Origin of the sequence: Klebsiella grimontii, assembly GCF_042137965.1 — a bacterium.
GTDB classification, from domain to species: Bacteria; Pseudomonadota; Gammaproteobacteria; order Enterobacterales; family Enterobacteriaceae; genus Klebsiella; species Klebsiella grimontii.
In genome coordinates, this window is record NZ_CP169721.1 from 848,986 (window position 1) to 869,129 (window position 20,144).

At 47.6% G+C, this 20,144-nt stretch carries 21 protein-coding genes, 1 tRNA gene and 1 pseudogene; 15 read left to right on the top strand and 8 right to left on the bottom strand.

The features are described 5' to 3' along the window. Positions 1–17 precede the first annotated feature (17 nt). From ACE3MN_RS04115 to ACE3MN_RS04125, 3 genes are read right to left on the bottom strand one after another with little or no spacing between them, the layout of a single operon-like run. Entirely contained in the window at positions 18–734 is a 717-nt protein-coding gene (locus tag ACE3MN_RS04115; RefSeq protein ID WP_082237659.1) for a DUF554 domain-containing protein, read from the bottom strand. A 14-nt stretch (positions 735–748) separates the two neighbouring features. After that, positions 749–1,327 (bottom strand): UbiX family flavin prenyltransferase, encoded by a 579-nt coding sequence (locus ACE3MN_RS04120; protein ID WP_023321611.1) that lies wholly within the window; start codon positions 1,325–1,327, stop codon positions 749–751. A gap of 12 nt (positions 1,328–1,339) precedes the next feature. Further along, positions 1,340–2,833: a UbiD family decarboxylase gene (locus tag ACE3MN_RS04125; RefSeq protein WP_102650117.1), complete on the bottom strand. Its 1,494-nt coding sequence runs from the start codon at positions 2,831–2,833 to the stop codon at positions 1,340–1,342. 215 nt (positions 2,834–3,048) lie between these two features. Here ACE3MN_RS04125 and ACE3MN_RS04130 point away from each other — a divergent pair, with 215 nt between their 5' ends. From ACE3MN_RS04130 to ACE3MN_RS04155, 6 genes are all read left to right on the top strand, one after another. After that, positions 3,049–3,945 (top strand): LysR family transcriptional regulator, encoded by an 897-nt coding sequence (locus ACE3MN_RS04130; RefSeq protein ID WP_049099823.1) that lies wholly within the window; start codon positions 3,049–3,051, stop codon positions 3,943–3,945. An 89-nt stretch (positions 3,946–4,034) separates the two neighbouring features. Next, complete coding sequence (gene actS, locus ACE3MN_RS04135) at positions 4,035–4,760, top strand: amidase activator ActS (RefSeq protein WP_004124922.1); 726 nt, start codon at positions 4,035–4,037, stop codon at positions 4,758–4,760. A gap of 80 nt (positions 4,761–4,840) precedes the next feature. Further along, a tRNA-Gly gene (locus ACE3MN_RS04140) sits at positions 4,841–4,914 on the top strand. A gap of 164 nt (positions 4,915–5,078) precedes the next feature. After that, positions 5,079–6,263, top strand: coding sequence for a tyrosine-type recombinase/integrase (locus ACE3MN_RS04145; RefSeq protein ID WP_098067260.1), 1,185 nt, complete (start codon positions 5,079–5,081; stop codon positions 6,261–6,263). 107 nt (positions 6,264–6,370) lie between these two features. After that, positions 6,371–7,612 carry a DUF3644 domain-containing protein gene (locus ACE3MN_RS04150; RefSeq protein WP_032694012.1) on the top strand — a complete coding sequence of 414 codons (1,242 nt, stop codon included), beginning with the start codon at positions 6,371–6,373 and terminating at the stop codon, positions 7,610–7,612. A gap of 52 nt (positions 7,613–7,664) precedes the next feature. Further along, positions 7,665–8,456 (top strand): Cthe_2314 family HEPN domain-containing protein, encoded by a 792-nt coding sequence (locus ACE3MN_RS04155; RefSeq protein WP_098067259.1) that lies wholly within the window; start codon positions 7,665–7,667, stop codon positions 8,454–8,456. An 8-nt stretch (positions 8,457–8,464) separates the two neighbouring features. Here the strand turns inward: ACE3MN_RS04155 and ACE3MN_RS04160 are convergent. From ACE3MN_RS04160 to ACE3MN_RS04170, 3 genes and pseudogenes are all read right to left on the bottom strand, one after another. Beyond that, positions 8,465–8,605 (bottom strand): annotated as a pseudogene (locus ACE3MN_RS04160) (DNA-binding transcriptional regulator RamA); the annotation flags it as partial. Between the two features lie 55 nt (positions 8,606–8,660). Beyond that, positions 8,661–8,912, bottom strand: a complete 252-nt coding sequence (locus ACE3MN_RS04165; protein WP_047740926.1) for a DUF1471 domain-containing protein — start codon at positions 8,910–8,912, stop codon at positions 8,661–8,663. Between the two features lie 123 nt (positions 8,913–9,035). After that, entirely contained in the window at positions 9,036–9,827 is a 792-nt protein-coding gene (locus ACE3MN_RS04170; RefSeq protein WP_098067258.1) for an SDR family oxidoreductase, read from the bottom strand. A gap of 148 nt (positions 9,828–9,975) precedes the next feature. On the opposite strand from ACE3MN_RS04170, the gene ACE3MN_RS04175 reads away from it, so the two are divergent. Then, entirely contained in the window at positions 9,976–10,869 is an 894-nt protein-coding gene (locus tag ACE3MN_RS04175) for a LysR family transcriptional regulator (RefSeq protein ID WP_016243455.1), read from the top strand. A gap of 34 nt (positions 10,870–10,903) precedes the next feature. Here the strand turns inward: ACE3MN_RS04175 and ACE3MN_RS04180 are convergent, their stop codons facing one another. Both ACE3MN_RS04180 and ACE3MN_RS04185 read right to left on the bottom strand, forming a co-directional pair. Beyond that, complete coding sequence (locus tag ACE3MN_RS04180) at positions 10,904–11,893, bottom strand: aldo/keto reductase (protein WP_101867808.1); 990 nt, start codon at positions 11,891–11,893, stop codon at positions 10,904–10,906. A 26-nt stretch (positions 11,894–11,919) separates the two neighbouring features. After that, entirely contained in the window at positions 11,920–12,771 is an 852-nt protein-coding gene (locus ACE3MN_RS04185; protein ID WP_098067256.1) for an aldo/keto reductase, read from the bottom strand. Between the two features lie 425 nt (positions 12,772–13,196). On the opposite strand from ACE3MN_RS04185, the gene ACE3MN_RS04190 reads away from it, so the two are divergent. The 8 genes from ACE3MN_RS04190 to ACE3MN_RS04225 all read left to right on the top strand — a co-directional run bounded on the left by ACE3MN_RS04190 (position 13,197) and on the right by ACE3MN_RS04225 (position 20,110). Then, positions 13,197–13,661: a PTS sugar transporter subunit IIA gene (locus ACE3MN_RS04190; RefSeq protein ID WP_375364254.1), complete on the top strand. Its 465-nt coding sequence runs from the start codon at positions 13,197–13,199 to the stop codon at positions 13,659–13,661. 59 nt (positions 13,662–13,720) lie between these two features. Continuing rightward, positions 13,721–14,002 carry a PTS sugar transporter subunit IIB gene (locus ACE3MN_RS04195; protein ID WP_098067254.1) on the top strand — a complete coding sequence of 94 codons (282 nt, stop codon included), beginning with the start codon at positions 13,721–13,723 and terminating at the stop codon, positions 14,000–14,002. A gap of 8 nt (positions 14,003–14,010) precedes the next feature. After that, positions 14,011–15,405, top strand: coding sequence for a PTS galactitol transporter subunit IIC (locus tag ACE3MN_RS04200; protein WP_098067253.1), 1,395 nt, complete (start codon positions 14,011–14,013; stop codon positions 15,403–15,405). A gap of 74 nt (positions 15,406–15,479) precedes the next feature. Beyond that, positions 15,480–16,991, top strand: a complete 1,512-nt coding sequence (locus ACE3MN_RS04205; protein WP_098067252.1) for an L-fuculokinase — start codon at positions 15,480–15,482, stop codon at positions 16,989–16,991. After that, positions 16,991–18,025, top strand: a complete 1,035-nt coding sequence (locus ACE3MN_RS04210) for a zinc-dependent dehydrogenase (protein WP_098067251.1) — start codon at positions 16,991–16,993, stop codon at positions 18,023–18,025. Before ACE3MN_RS04205 ends, ACE3MN_RS04210 begins: the two co-directional genes overlap by 1 nt. Positions 18,026–18,205: 180 nt before the next feature. After that, on the top strand, positions 18,206–18,949 hold the full coding sequence (locus tag ACE3MN_RS04215; RefSeq protein ID WP_064372022.1) for a GntR family transcriptional regulator: 744 nt from the start codon (positions 18,206–18,208) through the stop codon (positions 18,947–18,949). Between the two features lie 5 nt (positions 18,950–18,954). Further along, positions 18,955–19,794, top strand: a complete 840-nt coding sequence (locus ACE3MN_RS04220) for a class II aldolase (protein WP_098067250.1) — start codon at positions 18,955–18,957, stop codon at positions 19,792–19,794. Positions 19,795–19,837: 43 nt separating this feature from the next. Beyond that, positions 19,838–20,110 carry an HPr family phosphocarrier protein gene (locus ACE3MN_RS04225; protein ID WP_098067249.1) on the top strand — a complete coding sequence of 91 codons (273 nt, stop codon included), beginning with the start codon at positions 19,838–19,840 and terminating at the stop codon, positions 20,108–20,110. The last annotated feature ends 34 nt before the right edge of the window (positions 20,111–20,144 follow it).

Here is a 20,144-nt window from a genome sequence, read left to right on the forward strand (position 1 = left end):
CCCGCCGGGTCATGTACTCAGGCCACTAGGGTAGCCCATAAATGGGACAAAGGCATTACCAAAACAAGCCCTGGCAACATGTTGGCCACTGGAAAGAGCTTAATGTTACAGATGCGCAGCCCGGTCGCCACCATCAGCAGTCCGCCGGCGCAGGAGAAATCCGCCATCATATCAGGCGAGATCGACGGCAGAATAACCACCGCCAGCATCGCCAGCGCAATCTGAATAATGACCTGCGGGATAGCAATGGCCATCACCGCGTAGCCCAGCAGCGTCGCGAAAATCCCGGCGGTAAACAGATCGAGAATCGTTTTGATATACAGAATTGACGGATCGCCGCTCATGCCTTCGGTCATCGCGCCGAAAATACCGGTGCCGCTGGCGCAAAACAGAACCAGGATGGCGACAAATTTCTCGGTAAACTCTTCATGGCCAAGGCCATTGACCGGCGGCAGCACTTTGTTGATCAAACCGCGCGTGGAGCCTGCGGCTTTACCGATGCCCTTTTCCAGATGCAGCAGTTCGCCGAGGATGGCGCCAATCACCATTGCCAGCACGACGGCGGGCATATATTTCACTTTGAGCACCAGCGTAATACCAAGACCAACGGAGCACAGGCCGAAGGTCATCGGCAGCGCCGTTTTGACGCGCTCGGGGAGCTTGCCGCCCGCCGCAGCGCCGATGAGTCCGCCGATAATCACGGCGGCTCCGTTTACATATGGGCCGATTAACATTGAATGATTTCCGGTTAATTAAAACGTAGCTCGCCTTCACCCCAGCGGGGGATGTTGTTGACCTGCAGGTCAAACAGATCGAGCGCGCGATTGACGCTATGGGTAACGATGTCGTCCGCCGTTTGCGGACGCTGGTAAAGCGCCGGGACCGGCGGAAAGATAATCCCGCCCATTTCGGTTACAGCGGCCATATTGCGGATGTGGCCGAGGTTCAGCGGCGTTTCCCGGGCCAGCAGCACCAGGCGACGACGTTCTTTCAGCACCACGTCCGCCGCGCGGGTGAGCAGGTTGTCGGTCAGGCAGTGGGCGATGGCGCCCAAAGAACGCATTGAACACGGTGCGACCAGCATCCCCAGCGTTTTAAATGAACCGCTGGAGATAGCTGCGCCAAGATTGGCGATGGGATGCACCACGTCGGCCAGCGCCATCACCTCGTCCAGGCGGTAATCCGTCTCCAGCTCGCAGGTTTTTTCCGCGCCTTTAGAGACGACCAGGTGGACTTCAACGGGATGCGGGCGCAGTAGCTCCAGCGCCTTAACGCCGTACTGAAACCCGGATGCGCCGCTGATACCAATGATGATGCGTGCCGTCATGAGGTTCTCCTTTTATTCGAAATCTGCCAGGAAGCGCTTCACGTCCACTTCTTTAAATCTGGATCGCTGGAAGTTGTGCTTCAGATGGAACGGCACCGTGCAGTCGAATATCGTTTTGCAGGACATTCCCTGCTGCAGGATGCTCGGGCTGTATTCCGGTACCTGCGACGGATCGAGCGGATGGCAGCGAACGCCGGGAATAGTGATTGTATCGACATCGCCCTGATAGCGGGTTTGCATGGCCCAAAGCACGTCGTCGCTGTCGAAAATATCGACGTCTTCATCAACCAGAATGACGTGCTTCAGTTCCGGGAAGGCCGAGAACGCCAGCAGAGCAGCCTGACGCTGACGCCCTTCGTCCGCCGGGGAGGACTTTTTGAACTGCAGCACCGCCAGCAGCTTGCCGCCGCCCGCCGAATGGGCAAAGACGTTCAGCAGCTTGCCCGGCATCGCGCGTTCGACCATATCCAGGATGCTGGCTTCGGTCGGGATACCGGCCATATTGACGTGTTCTTCGCCTGGCCCTACGGTGGTGCGCCAGATAGGGTTAATGCGATGGGTGACGGCTTTCACCTTGATAACCGGAATGGCTTCTTTCGCTTCGCCGGTATAGCCGGGGAATTCCGGCATCGCGCGCCCTGTATCGGTGTTCTGGTCTTCGCGTACGCGGGCGTGGGGCAGCAGTTCGCCTTCAATCACGATCTCAGCGTGGGCGATCGCTTTCTCGTTGATGGTTTTACACTGCGTCATCTCCACCGCTTTGCCGCGCAGCGCGCCGGCGATACTTAACTCGTTGAAGCCCAGCGGGGTGGTCGGCGGCTCAAAGCAGGCGGCAATTTCAATCGCCGGATCGACGCCGATGCTGATTGAAATCGGCAGCGGCTGGCCTGCGGCTTCCGCCTTCATGCGAAATGCGTCGATGTGGCGGCCGGGCGTTAGCCACATGGAGAGTTCGTCGCGGCTCTGGACGCACAGGCGATGAATGGTGATATCGGACTCATGGGTTTCTGGATCGGAGGCGTAGCACAGGCCCATCGTAATATAGGGGCCGGCGTCTTCTTCGGTATTCGTCGGCGCCGGCAGCAGCTTGCGCAGATCGAAATCGGCATCGCTCGCCAGATGAATCACTTCCTGGCAAACCGCTGTGCCCTGGGTCATCACCGGGGCTATCGCCTTCTCCACTGAATCCTTCAGCAGGTGCCCCAGTTTTGCCGGTTCACACTGGAGAAAATGGCTGACGCGCTGGCGGGAGCCATTCAGGCCAATCGCCACGCTGATATTTTCAAAGCCTTTGATTTTCTTGAAGACCATGACCGGGCCATTCTTGCGGGTTGGACGCTGGCAGGTGCCGCCGGCGCCTACGTAACGATAGACGCCGGAGAGTTCGGCGTGCGGGTCGACTTCGGTATCGGTTTCAACATACTCGCCGGGTAGGGTTTTCAGTAGTTCCAGCGCGGAGCGTAAATCATGTACCGATGAGGGTGTTTTGTTATCACTATTTGCCATGGGATGTTCCTTCGGAAAAGAAGTTTTGCTCCCAGCACAATATTTTTACTGCGGCGGATAAACAAATACCGTTTACCGGATGGTCAGTAGATCAAAAAAGTTTATTTTAAAAAGGTGTTAAATAATGATTAATTAATATGAGGAGCAACGCTGCGGCTTTTTATTTCTCCGTCTAAGTGTGATACTGGTGATAAATTACACTGCGGATAATGATGATGGATTTAAAGCGCTTACGCTATTTTTGTCGGGTGGTGGAACAAGGTTCGGTTAGCCAGGCGGCGAAGTCTCTGAACATGGCGCAGCCGCCGCTCAGCAAGCGAATTCAGGAGCTGGAAGAGGAGCTTCAGGTATCGCTTTTTGTTCGCCGGGGAAACCGCATTGAGCCTACGGAAGCCGGTTTTTTTCTCTATCGAAAAGCGTGTGAAATATTACGCCAGGTAGAGGATACGGCGCGGGAAACGACGGATATTGCGCACAAAAACAGAACTGAATTGAGAATCGGCTTAACTCATCTCTATCAGAATTATTTTAAAGCATTGCTGATGGAGGTATATCGACGTCATCCCGACACTTCCATAAATATTTCCGTTACCGACTCCAGCCACCTCGAGACGTTATTAACCGAGGGCGCAATTGATTTAGCCTTAATCCAGCGCCCCTACCGTAGCGAAGGTTTTGATTATGTCTCTTTTGATCCGATTAAGCTGGTCGCGGTGATCAATAAAAAATGCTTGCCGGAGCCGCCGTCTAATCCCTATAGCTACACGTCGCTGGCGGCGCTGCCATTAGTGTTGTTGCATCGTGCAAAAGATTCAGGGACTTACGAGATGCTGATGGATCTATTTCGTAAATCTGGGGTCAATGCGAAGGTTATCATGCATATCACGCAGCCAGGGGTTATCCTCGACTGGCTGGACTCCGGCCTTGAGGCTGCGACGTTACTACCGTCTTCAGAAGTGGATGCCGATAAACTTAGCCACTGCTACGTGGTCGATGTTTTTCCCTCGCCGCAAATATTCTACCCGGCGCTGGTAAAATTGCCGTCTATGCCTTATCTGCCCGCGCTGATGGATATTATTACGCATGGCTATCCGTTTAATACTTCTGTATGAAGGGTAGCGATTGGGGATTGCCTTACGGGCTGGTATGATAATCGCCCCTGGTTTTGAGGTGAATGTTTGTGTTAAGCGCAGGACGCCTGATGAGAAAACGCTTTGTTATCGCAATAATGTTGCTGAGCAGCCTGATCGTCGCGGGGTGTTCCAGCTCATCCGATTCCGGTTCCACCTATACCGTGAAGCGCGGCGACACGCTGTACGCTATTTCACGTTCCACTGGCACCAGCGTCAGGGATCTTGCCCGTCTCAATAATATTTCACCTCCCTATACCATCGAAGTCGGGCAAAAGCTGAAGCTGAACAGCGGTTCAGGAACCACGGCGAAGGCGGGGGCATCCGGCAAGAAATCGTCAGCGAAACGTACCGCCGCCGTGACGCCCTCTTCGGCGGTGCCGCAGTCCTCCTGGCCGCCGGTCGGGCAACGCTGCTGGCGCTGGCCAACCAGCGGTAAAGTCGTGCTGCCATACTCCACCAGCGATGGCGGCAATAAAGGTATCGATATCGCCGGTAAGCGCGGCCAGCCGGTGTATGCGGCAGGGGCGGGCAAAGTGGTGTACGTGGGCAACCAGCTGCGCGGCTACGGCAACCTGATTATGATTAAACATAATGAGGACTATATCAGCGCCTATGCGCACAACGACAAGCTGATGGTGAACAACGGCCAGAGCGTGAAGATTGGCCAGCAGATCGCCACCATGGGCAGTTCGGACGCGGATTCCGTGCGCCTGCACTTCCAGATCCGCTACCGGGCGACGGCGATCGACCCGCTACGCTATTTGCCGCCACAAGGCAGTAAGCCTAAGTGCTAAAAGGTTATTTTATCGGCAGTTAGCCCGGTTTGGGCTTGTCAGCGGGTGCGTAAGGTCTATAATGACACACGCACCTCTTCGCGGGCGTAGTTCAATGGTAGAACGAGAGCTTCCCAAGCTCTATACGAGGGTTCGATTCCCTTCGCCCGCTCCAAACTCAAGTCTCCTGAAGTCTATCAAACTCAATTTTCCCTTGATAAATCAGCAGTTATAGCATCCTATTAGTCTATTGAACTCAATTGTACTCCCCCAGGGTCAAGCTCAATGTGGGGGTATGGATGGGGGTATAATTGTACCCCCTGCTGAGAGGTACCCCCAATGAAGCTGACTGCTCGTCAGGTTGAAACTGCGAAACCCAAAGAGAAGCCCTACAAACTGGCCGATGGTGGTGGGCTTTACCTGCTGGTTAATCCCAATGGTAAAAGATACTGGCGTCTCAAATACCGTTCGTTAGGTAAAGAGAAGCTGCTCGCTATTGGCGTTTACCCCGATGTTTCTTTAGCTGAAGCCAGAAGCAAGCGAGAGGATGCTAAAAGGACATTAGCGGCTGGCAACGATCCTTCTCTTGAACGGAAAATTGAGAAACTTAGTCGTCAACAAGACGCAGAAAACTCTTTTGAGGCTATCACGCGGGAGTGGTATCAGCGTCGCTATGACCGCTGGTCTGTCTCCTACCGCGAAGAGATGCTGAGAACCTTCGAAAAGGATGTGTTCCCTTATATCGGTCACCGGCCAATCAAAGATATCAAGCCGATGGAGTTGCTTGCTGTTCTTTCAAAAATAGAAGCACGAGGAGCAACTGAGAAGGTCCGTAAGGTTCGCCAGCGTTGTGGAGAAGTCTGGAAGTATGCCGTGGTGACTGGCAGGGCCGAGTACAATCCAGCACCAGATCTAGCCAGCGCCGTGACTCCTCATGAGAAAGAGCACTATGCTTTTTTAACCCAGGATGAATTGCCAGAGTTTCTTCGGACTCTGAACACCTATGCCGGTAGTGTGCTTGTTAAGATTGCGATGCAATTGCTTATTTTAACGGGAGTAAGGCCTGGGGAGTTGAGGCAAGCGGAGTGGCAGGAATTTGATTTTGAGAAAAAGGTTTGGAATGTACCAGCGGAACGCATGAAAATGCGCCGCCCTCATCTGGTTCCGTTATCAAGCCAGGCAATTGACCTACTTAATCAGCTTAAACCCATGACGGGAGCAGGAGCGTTGCTGTTCCCAGGACGTAATAATCCTAAGAAACCGATGAGTGATATGGCATTGACTGTGTTGGTCAGGCGTATCGGCTATGCCGGGCGCGTTACAGGGCATGGATTCCGCCACACGATGAGTACCATTTTGCATGAGCAGGGTTTCAATTCGGCCTGGATTGAGTTACAGCTGGCTCACGTCGATAAGAACTCAATTCGTGGGACGTATAACCATGCGCAGTATCTGGACGGGAGGAGGGAGATGATGCAGTGGTATGGCGAGTTGTTATCTTTTATGTGTGATGTAAGCACATAAAAATAATATATTTAGAATGTACAATGTCTTTTTATTTGTCTGCGAAAAAATTTTCGCAGACAAATCTAAAAGGATATTCATCTTTAAAAGTTAAATAGGGATGTTGTATGAAAAAATATGATCAGGTTGATAAGGCTTTTGATTTTTTAGTAGGAAAGGAAAATCGGCAAGAATTTTTTACTATTGCTGATTTAGCAGTGGCTACTGGTTGGAAAGTTCAGACATGTAAAACATATCCAACTAAAAGATGGAGTAAATATATATCAAGGGATGGCGCTCAATATACCACACTTGGATTAAAATACTTAAGTAAGGAAGACTTCAGAAATCTTCATAGTCAGAAGAGCGTTGAACCGGCCAAAAGTGAGCGAAGCATTAATTTAAAAAAAGCAAGAGAGTTCGCTATGCTTGCTGTTTCTGTTTACAATAATCCATTTACAGAGTTTAAAACTCATGGTTTTATAGTTAATGTAGTTATAGCATATACATCATTATTTCATGCTATATTCGCAAAAAGAGGTGTTGATTATTTTTACTTGAATGATGATGGCTCTCATAAAATTGTTGATGGTGACAAAAAAGCGTGGGAACTGAAAACCTGCTGTGAAAAATATTGGCTTGGAAGAAATACCCCAGAAAAATCGAATGTATTTTTTTTAATAGGTTTACGTAATATCATTGAACACCGAGGTCTCCCTGAAATAGATACACTAACTTTTGGTGAGTGCCAGGCTTCAATAAATAACTTTGAAGATATTCTCATTAACGAATTTGGTGATGAAAATGCTTTAATGGTAAACTTATCTCTTGCAATGCAACTTACAAGGATGTCTCAGCAAGCGCAGATCGACGCTTTGAAGAAAGTCCAATCAAAAAATTTCACTATTGTTAAGAAATATATCGAGGATTATAAAAGAGACTTGGAGCAAGAAATATTAGAAAGTCAACAATATCGACTCAGAGCTTTGTTAGTCCCCTTGATTGGTAAAAAGGCATCAAGTTCTGATATTTCTATAGAGTTTATCAATGTTAATAATCTCACCGAAGATGAACTTGAGAAATTTGATACTGGAATTGCTTTCATCAAAGGAGTGGAAAATCAATTTAAGTTGAAACCTAAAAAGGTAGTTGAGTTGGTTCAAAAAAAACATAAGTCTTTTAATCTTAGTACTCATGCAAAGTTTTGGAAGCATTTTGATGTCAGACCATCTCATGTAGATAAAACTCTAAAAGGGAAGTACTGTGGTTATATCGAAGGTTTTGATGGGTATTTATATAATCAGGAATGGGTGCGTAAAATACTAAGTGTTTATTCTGATAGTAAAGAGTTGGATAAGGTTTTAGGCTGACATTAAAATAATATTTTTTTGGATTTTGCATTTAACTTCAGCGAGGCTTTTTATGAAAGATGATTATTATTGGTGGGATCTGGAGGGGACTGCTTTCAAAGGGGTACTTTATGATTCGATTAATACATATTTTCTGTATGATCATTCCTACGCTGATTGGAATGAGTTCTCTAAAGCAGATCCCCATATGGCATATGCGCATTTGACCTATATTAGATTTAACGCATTAGAACAACAATTCGTAGATTTAAGAGTCATCCCTCAAATGCTAGGGGTTAATAATTTGCCATTGGTTTCAAAAGTAAGAAATATAAATCGATATGATTGGCTTAAGGCAATTGTTGATTTGGCATTATTTAGATTTTCAAGCCTTCGCGATATAACCTTTCATTTTGTTAATGAGGTTTTAGAACTTAATATCCCAGATTACTCTTTAAATATTAAACAATTCGGTAAGATTATTAAAGACACTCATTCTGATATTTTGAGTAACTTAAAAATAATTGATTCCTCTGGTGGTCCTCTACGTACAGATAGAAATACAAGAGCTCATAAGGGATTCTGTAATTTATACACCGATGATGATGAGATGTTTAAGAATATGTCGTGGATAGAGGGCTATGGTTCACACTTAGAAGGATATGATTTAAATGTAATATATGAAAAATCAAGAGATAAAATATACGATCTTGTAGTTAATGAAATACAAAGTGCTCTCTCTTCTTGTAAAAATATTGTCGATGAGCTTTATTTTTATTATAGAGATAGGCATGAAGAGCTATCTATAAATTCCAGGAGTGGTGTATCTGCACATTTCTATAATTATCATGGAAAGAAGGAGTAAATAAATTATTTCACCTGCACAAAAATCCGCTGAAGATGCCACCTGGAGTATCCTGCCCGCGCAGCAACATCCTCTATCTTCAGCGGTTTATGTAAGTTTGAATCAATCCATTGAGTTATCTCATCGATGATGTCTTCTCTTCTGAACATAGAACGACGCTCACTATAAGAGGGCTGTGACACATCCTGTCGGGATGCTAATGATTTACTTATAGATTTCAGCAACCCCGTGCAGTCGATTATTCCCCGTGGTTGACAGAATTTTGAACGACGTTGCTCCTTGCTCATCAGCCTTACGAGAGAGCGCATCCGATAACTCATCAAGTGTATAGGCATTGCTTGCCGAGACGACACCGATCTTTTCTTTCCCATCTGCATGATTAATTTCTTGAGCAGCAGAAACGGAATTCACAGAAATAAACCCCATGACCAATGTAGTAATAAGTAGTGTTTTCATATCTAGTACCTCTTTAACAATATGCTTGAAACTGGATTTGTATCAGGAGTAACTTCCTCCATCTGTGTATTCAAATATACAGACTTAAACTGTCATGAGGCTGACGGCTATATGACAAAATTGTCAGGGTTGTCGATTGGTTAATTTTTTTGAATACAAATTCAGCTCGTTAATAATGCAGTCAGGTTCTTCACGGAGAGGCATATTGTCTATGTCCAGAACCCCATCACTTTTTTGTGGATCATCAGCCTGCAGGTCTGCAAACAGTGGGTTAAGATCCTGCTGTGCTTCACCTCGTTCAGCCACCAGCTCGAACGTTTTATTTTTTGCCTCGTCGTGGGTCAGTGCACTGACCAGAACCTGGGCGATTTGCTCCCGGGATATCACACCATCTTCCGGTGTTCCTGCATGGCGACGATCTCCCTGAAGCATAACGATTCGGTGTTCATCATCATTGTTGTAATCAAACCAGCCGGGCCTGACGATGGTATAGGGGTGACCAGTGGCCCTGACCAGACGCTCGGCACGTCTTTTCCAGTCATGAACCTCAGTGCGTTGATTCCAGGTGCTGAGTCGTTCAGTCACGCCAATCGTGGTCATCAGGCTGATACGAACAGACACATCCCTGAATATTCGTAAAATATTGCGCACTCCGCCATAATCTATCGCCCTGGCACCAATACGACCCTGACCATCGGAACCGAGAGTGAAGATGATGGCATCAATATCTTTCGGTAATTCGGTGAGTGTTTCAGGCAATGAAACATCGCCGTAAAAAATATCTGTTTCCCGGGGAAGCAATTTTACTTTGCGTTTATTTCTGACTAGCGCCACGGGCTGATGGCCCATTTTGATAGCGGTATTGACGACATGAAGGCCAATACTTCCTGTCGCCCCTGCAACGAGTATTCTCATGATAAACCTACTGATAATTCAGACTTATTTTCGATACGGTCAGAATATCAATTATCATTAATGTCAGTAATGGGGCTAAAATGATTGTGTCTATGAACACCCTTCATGAGTGTGCGATGAAGGGAATGCCTCCATAAGGAAATCGCCGATGCTCAAAGAAAATTTCAACGAACTGCAAATCTTTCTTGTGGTGGCAAGGGAGCGAAGTTTTACCAAAGCAGCGGGCAAACTGGGCGTTTCTCAGTCTGCACTCAGCCACGCGATGAAGGCTCTGGAGGAAAGGCTGAATATCCGCCTCTTGACCCGCACGACCCGAAGCGTTGCCCCTACGGAAGCCGGTGAGCGAATTATTGCCTGCCTTGAACCCCGTATTGCCGATCTCGAGCAGGAACTGGAATCGCTGGTTCAGCTGAACGGCACTGCCTCAGGTAATATCCGTTTATCTGCCGGGGAGCATGCCGTGCGAAGTCTAGTATGGCCGAAGCTAAAACCCTTCCTCAGGGAATACCCGGAAATCAATGTTGAACTGGTCGTTGATAACGGCTTTGTCGATATTGTTGAGGGGCGTTTTGATGCCGGGATCCGTCTGGGGGAAAGCGTGGATAAAGACATGATTGCGGTAAGAATTGGGCCGGACATGAGAATGGCCGTCGTAGGAGCGCCGTCTTATTTCGCTGCAAACCCGGCCCCTGAAACGCCGCACGAGCTACAAAATCATCGGTGTATCAATATGCGCCTGCCGACAGCCGGTGGGCTTTACCACTGGGAGTTTGAGAAGGAAGGGAAACCGTTAAGGGTCAGAGTGGAAGGGCAGGTAACGTTTAATCTGCAGGCGGAAAGAATTGATGCGGCGTTATCCGGTTTTGGCATCGCCTGTATACCTGAAGATAGAGTGCAGGATTATATAAAGTCAGGAGAGCTTATTCAGGTTTTGCAGGACTGGTGCCCATCTTTCCCCGGATATTACCTCTACTACCCGAGCCGCAAGCAGCATCCGCCAGCTTTTGCGCTGATGATCGATGCACTTCGCTACCAGGAATAACGGGTCCCCCATTCGCAGAGGGCCCGTTCGAGTGTTAACGGCCCACGCGAGCCTGATGCTCAGGAGAGTAACGCTCGCCGACGATTTTAATCGTTTCAAGCGCCTGGGTTATCTGCCATGAGTCATCCTGCGAAAGAATGATGTCGGCAGCCCTCAGGTTTTCCTCCAGCCGATGTAGTTTGGTGGTGCCAGGGATAGGAACAATCCACGGCTTTTGTGCCAGCAACCATGCCAGCGCGATTTGTGCAGACGTCACGCCTTTCTCTGCCGCCAGTTCACCCAGCAATGAGACCAGCTTTTCATTGGCTTCAATCGCCTGCCCGGCGAAACGCGGTACGGTGCTGCGATAATCATCTTTCCCAAAAGTAGTTCCTGGCTTAATCGAGCCCGTCAGGAAGCCTTTGCCTAATGGGCTGAAGGGCACAAAACCAATACCCAGTTCCTCCAGCAACGGCAGGATCTCCTGCTCAGGCTCGCGCCACCACATTGAATATTCGCTTTGCAGGGCAGTGACAGGTTGTACGGCATGCGCACGACGAATGGTTTGCGCGCCCGCTTCGGACAGACCGAAATGTTTAACTTTACCTTCAGCGATCAGGTCCTTCACTGTTCCCGCAACATCTTCAATCGGGACGTCCGGATCGACACGGTGTTGATATAGCAGGTCAATGACATCAGTGTTAAGACGGCGTAATGATCCTTCCACCGCTTCACGGATATGCTCCGGACGGCTGTTTAAAATCTGCTGCTTGTTGTCGTCGCCAAAAGTAAAACCAAACTTGGTGGCGATGACTACGCGGTCACGAAATGGTTTTAAGGCTTCACCGACAACCTCTTCATTGAGGAAGGGGCCATACACTTCAGCGGTATCGAAGAAGGTGACGCCACGTTCAACCGCAGCGCGAATGAGCTCGATAGCCTGACGGGTATCGGTGGCCGGGCCATAGCCGTGGCTTAAACCCATGCAGCCGAGCCCAAGCGCGGAGACTTCGAGTCCGGATTGACCCAGATAACGTTTTTGCATTGAATGAATACCTCTTTTATCGTGACTTAAACATCCAGTTTGCGGCCAGTCAGCCATTCCACCATTGCCGGGTCACGGTGAGAGAAGAAGGCGCTGGTAGCGGTGTCGAGGGCGGCAATTTGCAGCATATCTTCAGCGCTGAGTTCAAAATCGAGTATGTTGATGTTCTCTTCCATGCGTTCTTTGCGCACCGATTTCGCCAGCGAAACGATACCTCGCTGGAAGATCCAACGCAGCACAACCTGGCCCACGCTTTTGCCGTACTTCTGGCCTATTGCCGTTAACACGGGATGCTGGAACAGACCATTTTTTCCCTCAGCAAACGGTGCCCAGGCTTCCGGCTGAATGTTACGGCTCTGGTTCCATGGAACGGCATGCAGCTGCTGATTGAAGGGGTTAACCTCAATCTGGTTCACCGCAGGGGCCACTGTGTTGAAGGCGATAAGGTCGGCCAGTCGGTCAGGATGGAAATTGCTGACACCAATGGCGCGAATTTTGCCTGCCTGCTGCAGTTCTTCCATAGCACGCCATGCTCCATGGACATCGCCATAAGGCTGGTGAATCAGATACAGGTCGACGTAATCAAGTTGCAGCCGATTCAGGGAACGTTCGAACTGGGCTTTAGCGCCTTCGTAATTGGTATCCTGTAGCCAAAGTTTGGTCGTTACAAAGAGCTCGTTACGGGCGATACCGCTTTGTTTTAGGGCATTCCCGACCTGGGTTTCATTCTGGTAAGACGCGGCGGTATCGATCAGGCGATATCCCGTATTGATGGCATCAATAACTGCTCTTTCGCATTCAGCGGCATCAGACATCTGAAATACACCAAAGCCCAGCAGGGGCATTTCAATCCCGTTGTTCAGTTTTACAGTTTGCATGACGTTATCCTTCAGCTGTTGTGTAGGAAAAGCATAACGCAAAGTGATTTATTCGATTAGATGGGGTAATTAGCTAGGGTTTATTAGATGTGTTCATTAATTTGGAGGGAGGTTGATGGTCAGCTTTGTGCCAAGAACGGAATTTAGACTCTTTGTATGGACTCAAGTTCATGGAAAATGGATAAGGTTATCAATTCAAAGTAAATAATTGATTTTATTTGATATTTTTTGTTTTGGTCATCCATGTTAGAAAACAGGTAGATACTTTTTTGTGACCTTAGGCTCAAATTTTAACGACGCAGGTTGCGTTATTTATGTGGTTAGGGGTAACTTTCAAACAAGTTGAATATAGTTGTACATAGACAAGTATACCTGTCATCTGTTTGCATATTTAAACATTGACAGCCATTATGAGGCCAACTGTTATGTTTTTGAATTCTAGACTTGAACCTGAACTCATTCTCCTGAATGAGCCCCCCCTGGATAGAAACATTCTTTTCAATTCTGTCAGTAAGTTATTGCTTTCAAAAAACTATGTTGAACAAAGTTACCCCGAGGCATTAATCGCCCGGGAAGAAAATCATCCCACGGCAATGCAGTTGGAAAAAATGGGGGTCGCGATCCCTCACGTCGATGTTGAGCATGTCCGGGAAGAGAAACTGGTTGTGGTCACCTGTCCTGAGGGGATCGTATTTAATCAAGCAGAGGATCCCGACTCCACCATGAAGGTGAATGTCATTTTCTTTTTACTGCTGAAAGAAAAAAATGCGCATCTGGAATTTCTGATGAAGCTCATTTCGCTTTTTCAGCGCAGCAATGAAATGGATCAAATTCTTTGGGCGAAATCAAAGGATGACGTTATGGAACTTCTGGCAAAGAATCTTTATTAAAAACCCTAAGCATGAATTTTTTCTTACCTCATTACCCTCATTAATATCTGGAGTCTGAAATGAACAAAAAAATCATCTTCGCTTGTACTAGTGGTATTGCGACTTCTGCGGTAGCAACTGAAAAAGTAGTTCAGTACTGCAAAACTCAGGGAATTAATGTTGAACCGATGCAGTCGAATATTGGCACCATTGGTAAACAGGATGGCATGGCTGATTTAATTATCGTGACATCAGCGGTTAAAACGGAACTGAAGACACCTGTTCTTAATGGTCTTCCTCTGCTGACTGGATTTGGCGAAGAAGAGTTACTTGAAAAAATCGTAGCCATCCTTAAACAATAAAGGTAAGCATGATGGATAAAGTATTTTCCGCCATCCAGTATATTCTGGGGCTTGGTCCGACGGTCATGTTGCCGATAATTATATTTATCATGGCAATGTGTCTTCAGACAGGTTTTAGCCGGGCAATACGCTCGGCGCTGACCATCGGTATGGGTTTCATCGGTATCTTTCTGGTCTTTGGCTTACTGGTCGACAGTCTGGGGCCAGCAGCCAAGGAAATGGTCAACCATACTGGAATCGATTTGCCGGTTGTAGACCTGGGCTGGACTCCGCTGGCAGCCATTGCATGGGCTTCTCAGATCGCGCCATTTGTTGTGCCGATGACTATCGGTATTAACGTGTTAATGCTAACCCTGAACTGGACTAAGACGGTTGATATTGATGTCTGGAACTTCTGGCATTTCTCGATGGTTGGGGCGATGGTTTACGGGGTAACCGGTAACTTCTTCTTTGGGTTGCTGATTGCAGGTGTCACCGCTGCGATCACGTTTGTGATGGCAGACTGGTGTGCCCCGATGATTCAGAAGTACTTCAATCTACCAGGTATTTCGCTGCCAACGCTATCGTCGGTTATTTTCTTCCCGATAGGTGTGTTGGGAAATATGGTGCTTGATAAAGTTCCCGGCATTAACAAACTGAATGCCGATCCAGATCAGATTCAGAAGCGTTTTGGTGTCTTTGGCGAACCGATGATGTTAGGAGTCATTCTGGGGGCGGGGATTGGTCTGCTGGCAGAATATGATCTCAAAGGCGTTCTTAACCTGGCGATGAGCCTTGGTGCGGTGATGCTGATTATGCCTCGCATGGTTAAGTTGCTGATGGAAGGTTTACTTCCATTGTCAGACGCGGTGCGTAGTTTCCTTAAAAAACGTTATCCTGACCGCCACGACTTATACATTGGACTGGACATCGCGGTTGCAGTGGGGCATCCGTCAGTATTGTCCACTGCACTCTTGCTGATCCCGGTTGCTGTATTGCTCTCGGTAGTTCTGCCGGGTAACCGCTTGCTGCCACTGGGTGACCTGGCGAATATCTGGGTACCAATTTCCATGGTAGTGCTGGCTTGTCGTGGCAATATTGTCAGAGCGTTTATCATTGGCATTCCATGCCTGGCAGTGAATCTGTATGTGGCTTCAGCTGCAGCGCCGATTCTGACGAAAATTGCCAAAGATATGAATTTCCCAGTAAAAACTGGCGGTGAAATTTCCAGCCTGCTGGATGGCGGTAATCCGTATCGTTTCTGGGCAGTCAAGATCTTTGAAGGAAATAGTATTGCCCTGGTGCTTATTCCTGTCATCTTCCTGCTGTGTCTGTGGCTATATCGTGTGACTAAAAAACAGCTGAAAGCAGAAGAGGCAGCAGAAAATGAAGTTACTTCGGCAGATATTCCAGTAGCAAAATAATCCTGTCTATTCAGAAGCAGAGAGATCTGCTTCTGAATTAAACAAACGTAGTCCCTTGCAAAAAGGGGAGAGTGATGTATACGATCGGAATCGATATTGGTACGACCAATTGTAAGGTGTGTTTGTTTACAATTCCTTCTCTGGAGTTAATTAATCAGTATAGTTTTGGAACGCCCAAAATTGAGGACGGAGAAAATACTGATTTTGATGTTCACCTCATCTGGGACGGGGTACTTCATGGTCTCAAAACGATAACGAATAATCTGGATAATGCTGAGCAAATCAGCGCAGTGGCGGTTGCCAGCGTGGGAGAATCTGGTGTCTTACTTGATAATAATGATAATGTCGTTGGCCCAGTTCTAACCTGGTATGACACGCGCCCCAAACAGCAGTTGGAAAATATTATTTCCGCAATGGATATTGAACATATCTATGAAATAACAGGTATTCCTGCTCATTCTAATTACAGCGTCAATAAAATTAAGTGGTTGCAGGAGAATAATAGTAATGCCCGTGAAGGCTGTAAATGGTTATGCCTTGCGGAATTCATTGCTTTCAAATTATCGGGCGTGAAACGCTCAGAATATTCTCTGGCATCACGGACGATGGCATTAAACATCGCTGAAATGGACTGGGATGAACAGCTCATACATGCGGCTGAACTTTCTCCATCTTTGTTCAGTCCGCTGGTCCAGGCCGGTGTTGCGATTGGTACCGTTACGTCTGATGTTTCTGAACGGACCGGATTGACAATGGATACCCGTGTCGCCATTGCAGGGCATGATCATATGTGCGGCTCCGTGGCTGTCGGTCTGACCCGTGAAGATCAAATCCTGAATTCCACTGGGACGACCGAAGGATTACTGGTAGTCACCGAAGCGGTCAATAACACCGGGCGTTTTTTCCGCGCCAGAGTGTCAAATGGCGTGCATGTGCTTCCGGGGCTTCATTCCCTGTATGCCTCACTGCCTTCTGCCGGGTATGCCATCGAATGGTTCAGAAACCTCTTTGAACTCGATATGCCTGGATTTCTGCGAATGGTGGATACCCTGCGTAACGAGCGAGACATGGCAGTGGCAAGTGCGCTTGACGGCATCTTCATTCCCCATCTGCGGGGTAGTGGCCCTCCGGACAGAAATACCTGGTCCCGTGCATTAATTTACGGTCTTGATGATAAGTCACGACCGGAGGATGTTCTGCGCTTTGTGTTCCAGGGATTGTGTTTCGAACTTCGCAATCTGCTGGATTTATACGAAACGCTGACAGGGAATAATTATCCGGTTGTGAATGTGATTGGCGCTGCCTGCAAAAACCCATACTGGTTACAGCTTAAGGCCAATATTCTTAACCGGGAAATCGTGGCATGTAATGTCAATGAGGCCGTGAGCAAAGGGGCCGCCATGCTGGCTGCGAAAGCTGTCGGTGTGGAAGTGGAGTGTCTGTCCGGAACAAGTGAAGAACAGACCCGACGCTACCTGCCGGAGAGTGATGCCGTGACCCACTATCAGGCAATTTACACTCAGGTCTACAAACCGCTTTATGAATCCAAGATGCGTACTGAGCGTCTCTGCAATGGAGTTAACTAATGAAAGCCAGCGTTTACTACAGTAAAAATGATATCCGATATGAAGATGTTGAGGAGCCAGAAATTGGCGACGGTGACATACTCATCAAAATGCATTCCTGTGGCCTGTGCGGTACTGACATTCATAAAGCGCAGCACCAGACGGTGACCGGCCCGATAATCCTCGGCCATGAAGTGTCGGGGGAAGTGGTGAAAGTTGGCAAGGATGTTACCCGCTACCGGGTTGGTGAGCGTGTGGTAACCGCTATTCATGTTCCCTGCTTTAACTGCCATTACTGCGACCGGGGGTTCTTCACCCTGTGCGATCAGTTCAAGCAAACAAATCTGGAACCCGGTGGGTTTAGTGAGTTTATTCGTATCCCGCGCCAGCATGTTGAACATCTGACGCACCGAATTATTGACAGTCTTGATTGGGACCGGGCGGCAATGATTGAGCCTGTCGCCTGCTGCTTACATGGACTGAAATCATCCAATATTCACCCAAAAGATACGGTACTGGTTCTGGGATCCGGAACCATTGGCCTGGTCAGCGCACAGCTGGCGGCGCTGAAAGGTGCCTCGACTGTGATTGTTTCCGACCTTTCCCGGTTCAAGCGTGAACTGGCGCTGAAGGTAGGGGTAACCCACGCAATCGACCCGGCAAACGAAGATGTTGAAACCCGCGTGGCAGAAATCACGCAGGGGAAAGGACCTGATGTGGTGATCATTGCCGCCGGGGTCTCGTCCCTGGTTTCTCAGGCAGTGAATGTTGTACGTCGCGGGGGAAGAATTGTTGTGTTCTCGCCATTTGATAAAAATCCGGTGGTGGAAATTGATGCAGGCAGACTGTTCCGGGATGAAATTTCAATCGTTGGCACCTACTCATTGACTCCTTATGACATGAAAGAAGCGATTGAGATTGTGGAAAAAGACAAAATCAATACGAAGGACATGATCACCCATACCTGGCCGCTGTCTCGGATGGCTGAAGCGATTGAATTTGCTTCCAATCCAGATAATGACGTACTGAAAGTCATCATTAAATCTGACGTATAAAGGTTGTGCCCCCGCTTTCTATGCGGGGGCCCTCTTGAGCATGGGAAGCGTTGCCGTACGAGCATCAGTATGTGGGGCTGAAACTGTGAAGTTGGTCATATAGTTTAATTTTTGAAAACGCTGTATTATCAAGAGTTGTTCATACTTGTATACAGATGATCCACACAGGAGAAGCATCACATGAGTACCATACTGCAAGACTCTGAAATTCCTTTATATATGCAAGTTTCTGAGTGGGTTCGCGGAAAAATTTATAAAGGCGAATTGAGTAAAGGAGACAGGATTCCCTCTGAAAATCAGATCATGGAAATCCTACAGGTCAGTCGTGGCACGGTAAAGAAAGGTGTCACCATGCTGGTAAATGAGGGTTTGCTGGTTCAGGTTCAGGGAAAGGGGACCTTTGTGAAAAAAGAGAATATCTCTTACTCACTGGGGGAAGGGTTGCTTTCTTTCGCAGAGTCGCTTGAAAGTCAGCACTTATCTTTTACAACCGAGGTGATTGACTCCTATATCGAGAAGGCCTCAAAAGGAGTGGCGGAAAAGTTGCAGATCGATCCCGGTACACCCATTTTTTTCCTTAAACGGATCCGTAGTGTGGATGGGGAAAGAGTCATGTTAATTGAAAACAGAATCAATATGGCGCTGTGTCCGGGAATAACCGAGGTTGATTTTAATAAGCATAACCTGTTTCAGACCGTCGAAACCATGACGGGAAGAACAATTGAATACTCTGAAAGTCGCTATGCCGCGAAAATTGTGGGTAGTGAACGGGGACACTATCTGGAAGTAAATGAAGAAGCACCGGTGCTTCATCTGGAACAGCTGGTTTTCCTCGATAATCATATGCCATTTGATTTTGGCAATGTCTGGCTGAAATCAGATAAATATTATTTGGGTACAGTACTTCAACGAAGAAAGAGGTAAATATCATGCCATTAGTAAACGGTAATATCCTGCTCGATCGTATCCGTGAAAAACGTGTCCTGGCGGGTGCCTTCAACACCACTAACCTGGAAACCACTATCTCGATTCTGGACGCGATTGAGCGTTCAGGATTGCCTAACTTTATTCAGATAGCACCGACAAACGCAAAACTGTCGGGTTATGACTATATCTATGAAATCGTGCGTAAACGCGCTGCGACCATGGATGTGCCGGTCAGTCTCCATCTTGATCATGGTAAAGAGCTGGATGATGTTAAGCGAGCTGTTCGTGCAGGCTTCACCTCAGTGATGATTGACGGTGCAGAGTTGCCGTATGAAGAAAATATTGCGTTTACTAAAGAAGCTGTAGATTTCTGTAAATCGTTTGGCGTACCTGTAGAAGCGGAACTTGGCGCGATTCTGGGTAAAGAAGATGACCACGTCAGTGAGGCTGACTGTAAGACGGATGTCAATCAGGTGCGTCGTTTTGTGGAAGAGACTGGATGTAGCATGCTGGCAGTTTCCGTCGGCAACGTTCACGGCCTTGAAGATATTCCGCGCATTGATATCCCTTTATTACAAGAGATCGCTAAAGTATGTCCGTGTCCGCTGGTTATCCATGGAGGGTCCGGGATCGATGAAGCTATCATCCGTAGTTTTGTGAACTATAACGTCGTGAAACTTAATATTGCCAGCGACCTGCGTAAGGCATTTATTACTACCGTCGGACAGGCATGGACTAAAAATAACAATGAAGCAAACCTGGCAAAAGTAATGTCGGGAGCGAAAGATGCGGTGGAAGCTGACGTCTATAGTAAAATTCTGATGATGAACAAGGCCTCCTGATTTATATTTTACTTTTATTCATTATTCAGAGTTGGATATAAAAATGATTCGAGAAAATATTCGTGTTGTAAATAGCACAGGCCTGCACGCACGTCCTGCAGCCACGTTTATTAAAACGCTAAAAAAATATGAGTCTTCTGTTACGCTTATCAATAATGGCAAAGAGACTGCTATTAAAGGCCTGATGAGTGTATTGGGAGCCGGAGTTAAAGGAAACTCCAGTATAGAGATAATCTGCGAAGGACCTGACGAACAGGTTCTGATGGATGAAATTAAAGGGTTATTTGCCAGCGGCTTTGGCGAGAAAGAAGAATAATCCATTTTATTCCCGGTAAGTTATATATCCTGGA

Excerpts from the sequence above, each read along its gene's own strand:
- ACE3MN_RS04145 (WP_098067260.1), top strand. The coding sequence starts at position 5,079 with ATGAAGCTGACTGCTCGTCAGGTTGAAACTGCGAAACCCAAAGAGAAG.
- ACE3MN_RS04130 (WP_049099823.1), top strand. The coding sequence starts at position 3,049 with ATGGATTTAAAGCGCTTACGCTATTTTTGTCGGGTGGTGGAACAAGGT.
- ACE3MN_RS04200 (WP_098067253.1), top strand. The coding sequence starts at position 14,011 with ATGATGGATAAAGTATTTTCCGCCATCCAGTATATTCTGGGGCTTGGT.
- ACE3MN_RS04225 (WP_098067249.1), top strand. The coding sequence starts at position 19,838 with ATGATTCGAGAAAATATTCGTGTTGTAAATAGCACAGGCCTGCACGCA.
- ACE3MN_RS04165 (WP_047740926.1), bottom strand. The coding sequence starts at position 8,912 with ATGAAAACACTACTTATTACTACATTGGTCATGGGGTTTATTTCTGTG.
- ACE3MN_RS04180 (WP_101867808.1), bottom strand. The coding sequence starts at position 11,893 with ATGCAAAAACGTTATCTGGGTCAATCCGGACTCGAAGTCTCCGCGCTT.
- ACE3MN_RS04170 (WP_098067258.1), bottom strand. The coding sequence starts at position 9,827 with ATGAGAATACTCGTTGCAGGGGCGACAGGAAGTATTGGCCTTCATGTC.
- ACE3MN_RS04195 (WP_098067254.1), top strand. The coding sequence starts at position 13,721 with ATGAACAAAAAAATCATCTTCGCTTGTACTAGTGGTATTGCGACTTCT.
- ACE3MN_RS04155 (WP_098067259.1), top strand. The coding sequence starts at position 7,665 with ATGAAAGATGATTATTATTGGTGGGATCTGGAGGGGACTGCTTTCAAA.
- ACE3MN_RS04125 (WP_102650117.1), bottom strand. The coding sequence starts at position 2,833 with ATGGCAAATAGTGATAACAAAACACCCTCATCGGTACATGATTTACGC.
- ACE3MN_RS04185 (WP_098067256.1), bottom strand. The coding sequence starts at position 12,771 with ATGCAAACTGTAAAACTGAACAACGGGATTGAAATGCCCCTGCTGGGC.
- ACE3MN_RS04210 (WP_098067251.1), top strand. The coding sequence starts at position 16,991 with ATGAAAGCCAGCGTTTACTACAGTAAAAATGATATCCGATATGAAGAT.
- ACE3MN_RS04115 (WP_082237659.1), bottom strand. The coding sequence starts at position 734 with ATGTTAATCGGCCCATATGTAAACGGAGCCGCCGTGATTATCGGCGGA.
- ACE3MN_RS04220 (WP_098067250.1), top strand. The coding sequence starts at position 18,955 with ATGCCATTAGTAAACGGTAATATCCTGCTCGATCGTATCCGTGAAAAA.
- actS (WP_004124922.1), top strand. The coding sequence starts at position 4,035 with ATGAGAAAACGCTTTGTTATCGCAATAATGTTGCTGAGCAGCCTGATC.
- ACE3MN_RS04175 (WP_016243455.1), top strand. The coding sequence starts at position 9,976 with ATGCTCAAAGAAAATTTCAACGAACTGCAAATCTTTCTTGTGGTGGCA.
- ACE3MN_RS04150 (WP_032694012.1), top strand. The coding sequence starts at position 6,371 with ATGAAAAAATATGATCAGGTTGATAAGGCTTTTGATTTTTTAGTAGGA.
- ACE3MN_RS04205 (WP_098067252.1), top strand. The coding sequence starts at position 15,480 with ATGTATACGATCGGAATCGATATTGGTACGACCAATTGTAAGGTGTGT.
- ACE3MN_RS04190 (WP_375364254.1), top strand. The coding sequence starts at position 13,197 with ATGTTTTTGAATTCTAGACTTGAACCTGAACTCATTCTCCTGAATGAG.
- ACE3MN_RS04215 (WP_064372022.1), top strand. The coding sequence starts at position 18,206 with ATGAGTACCATACTGCAAGACTCTGAAATTCCTTTATATATGCAAGTT.
- ACE3MN_RS04120 (WP_023321611.1), bottom strand. The coding sequence starts at position 1,327 with ATGACGGCACGCATCATCATTGGTATCAGCGGCGCATCCGGGTTTCAG.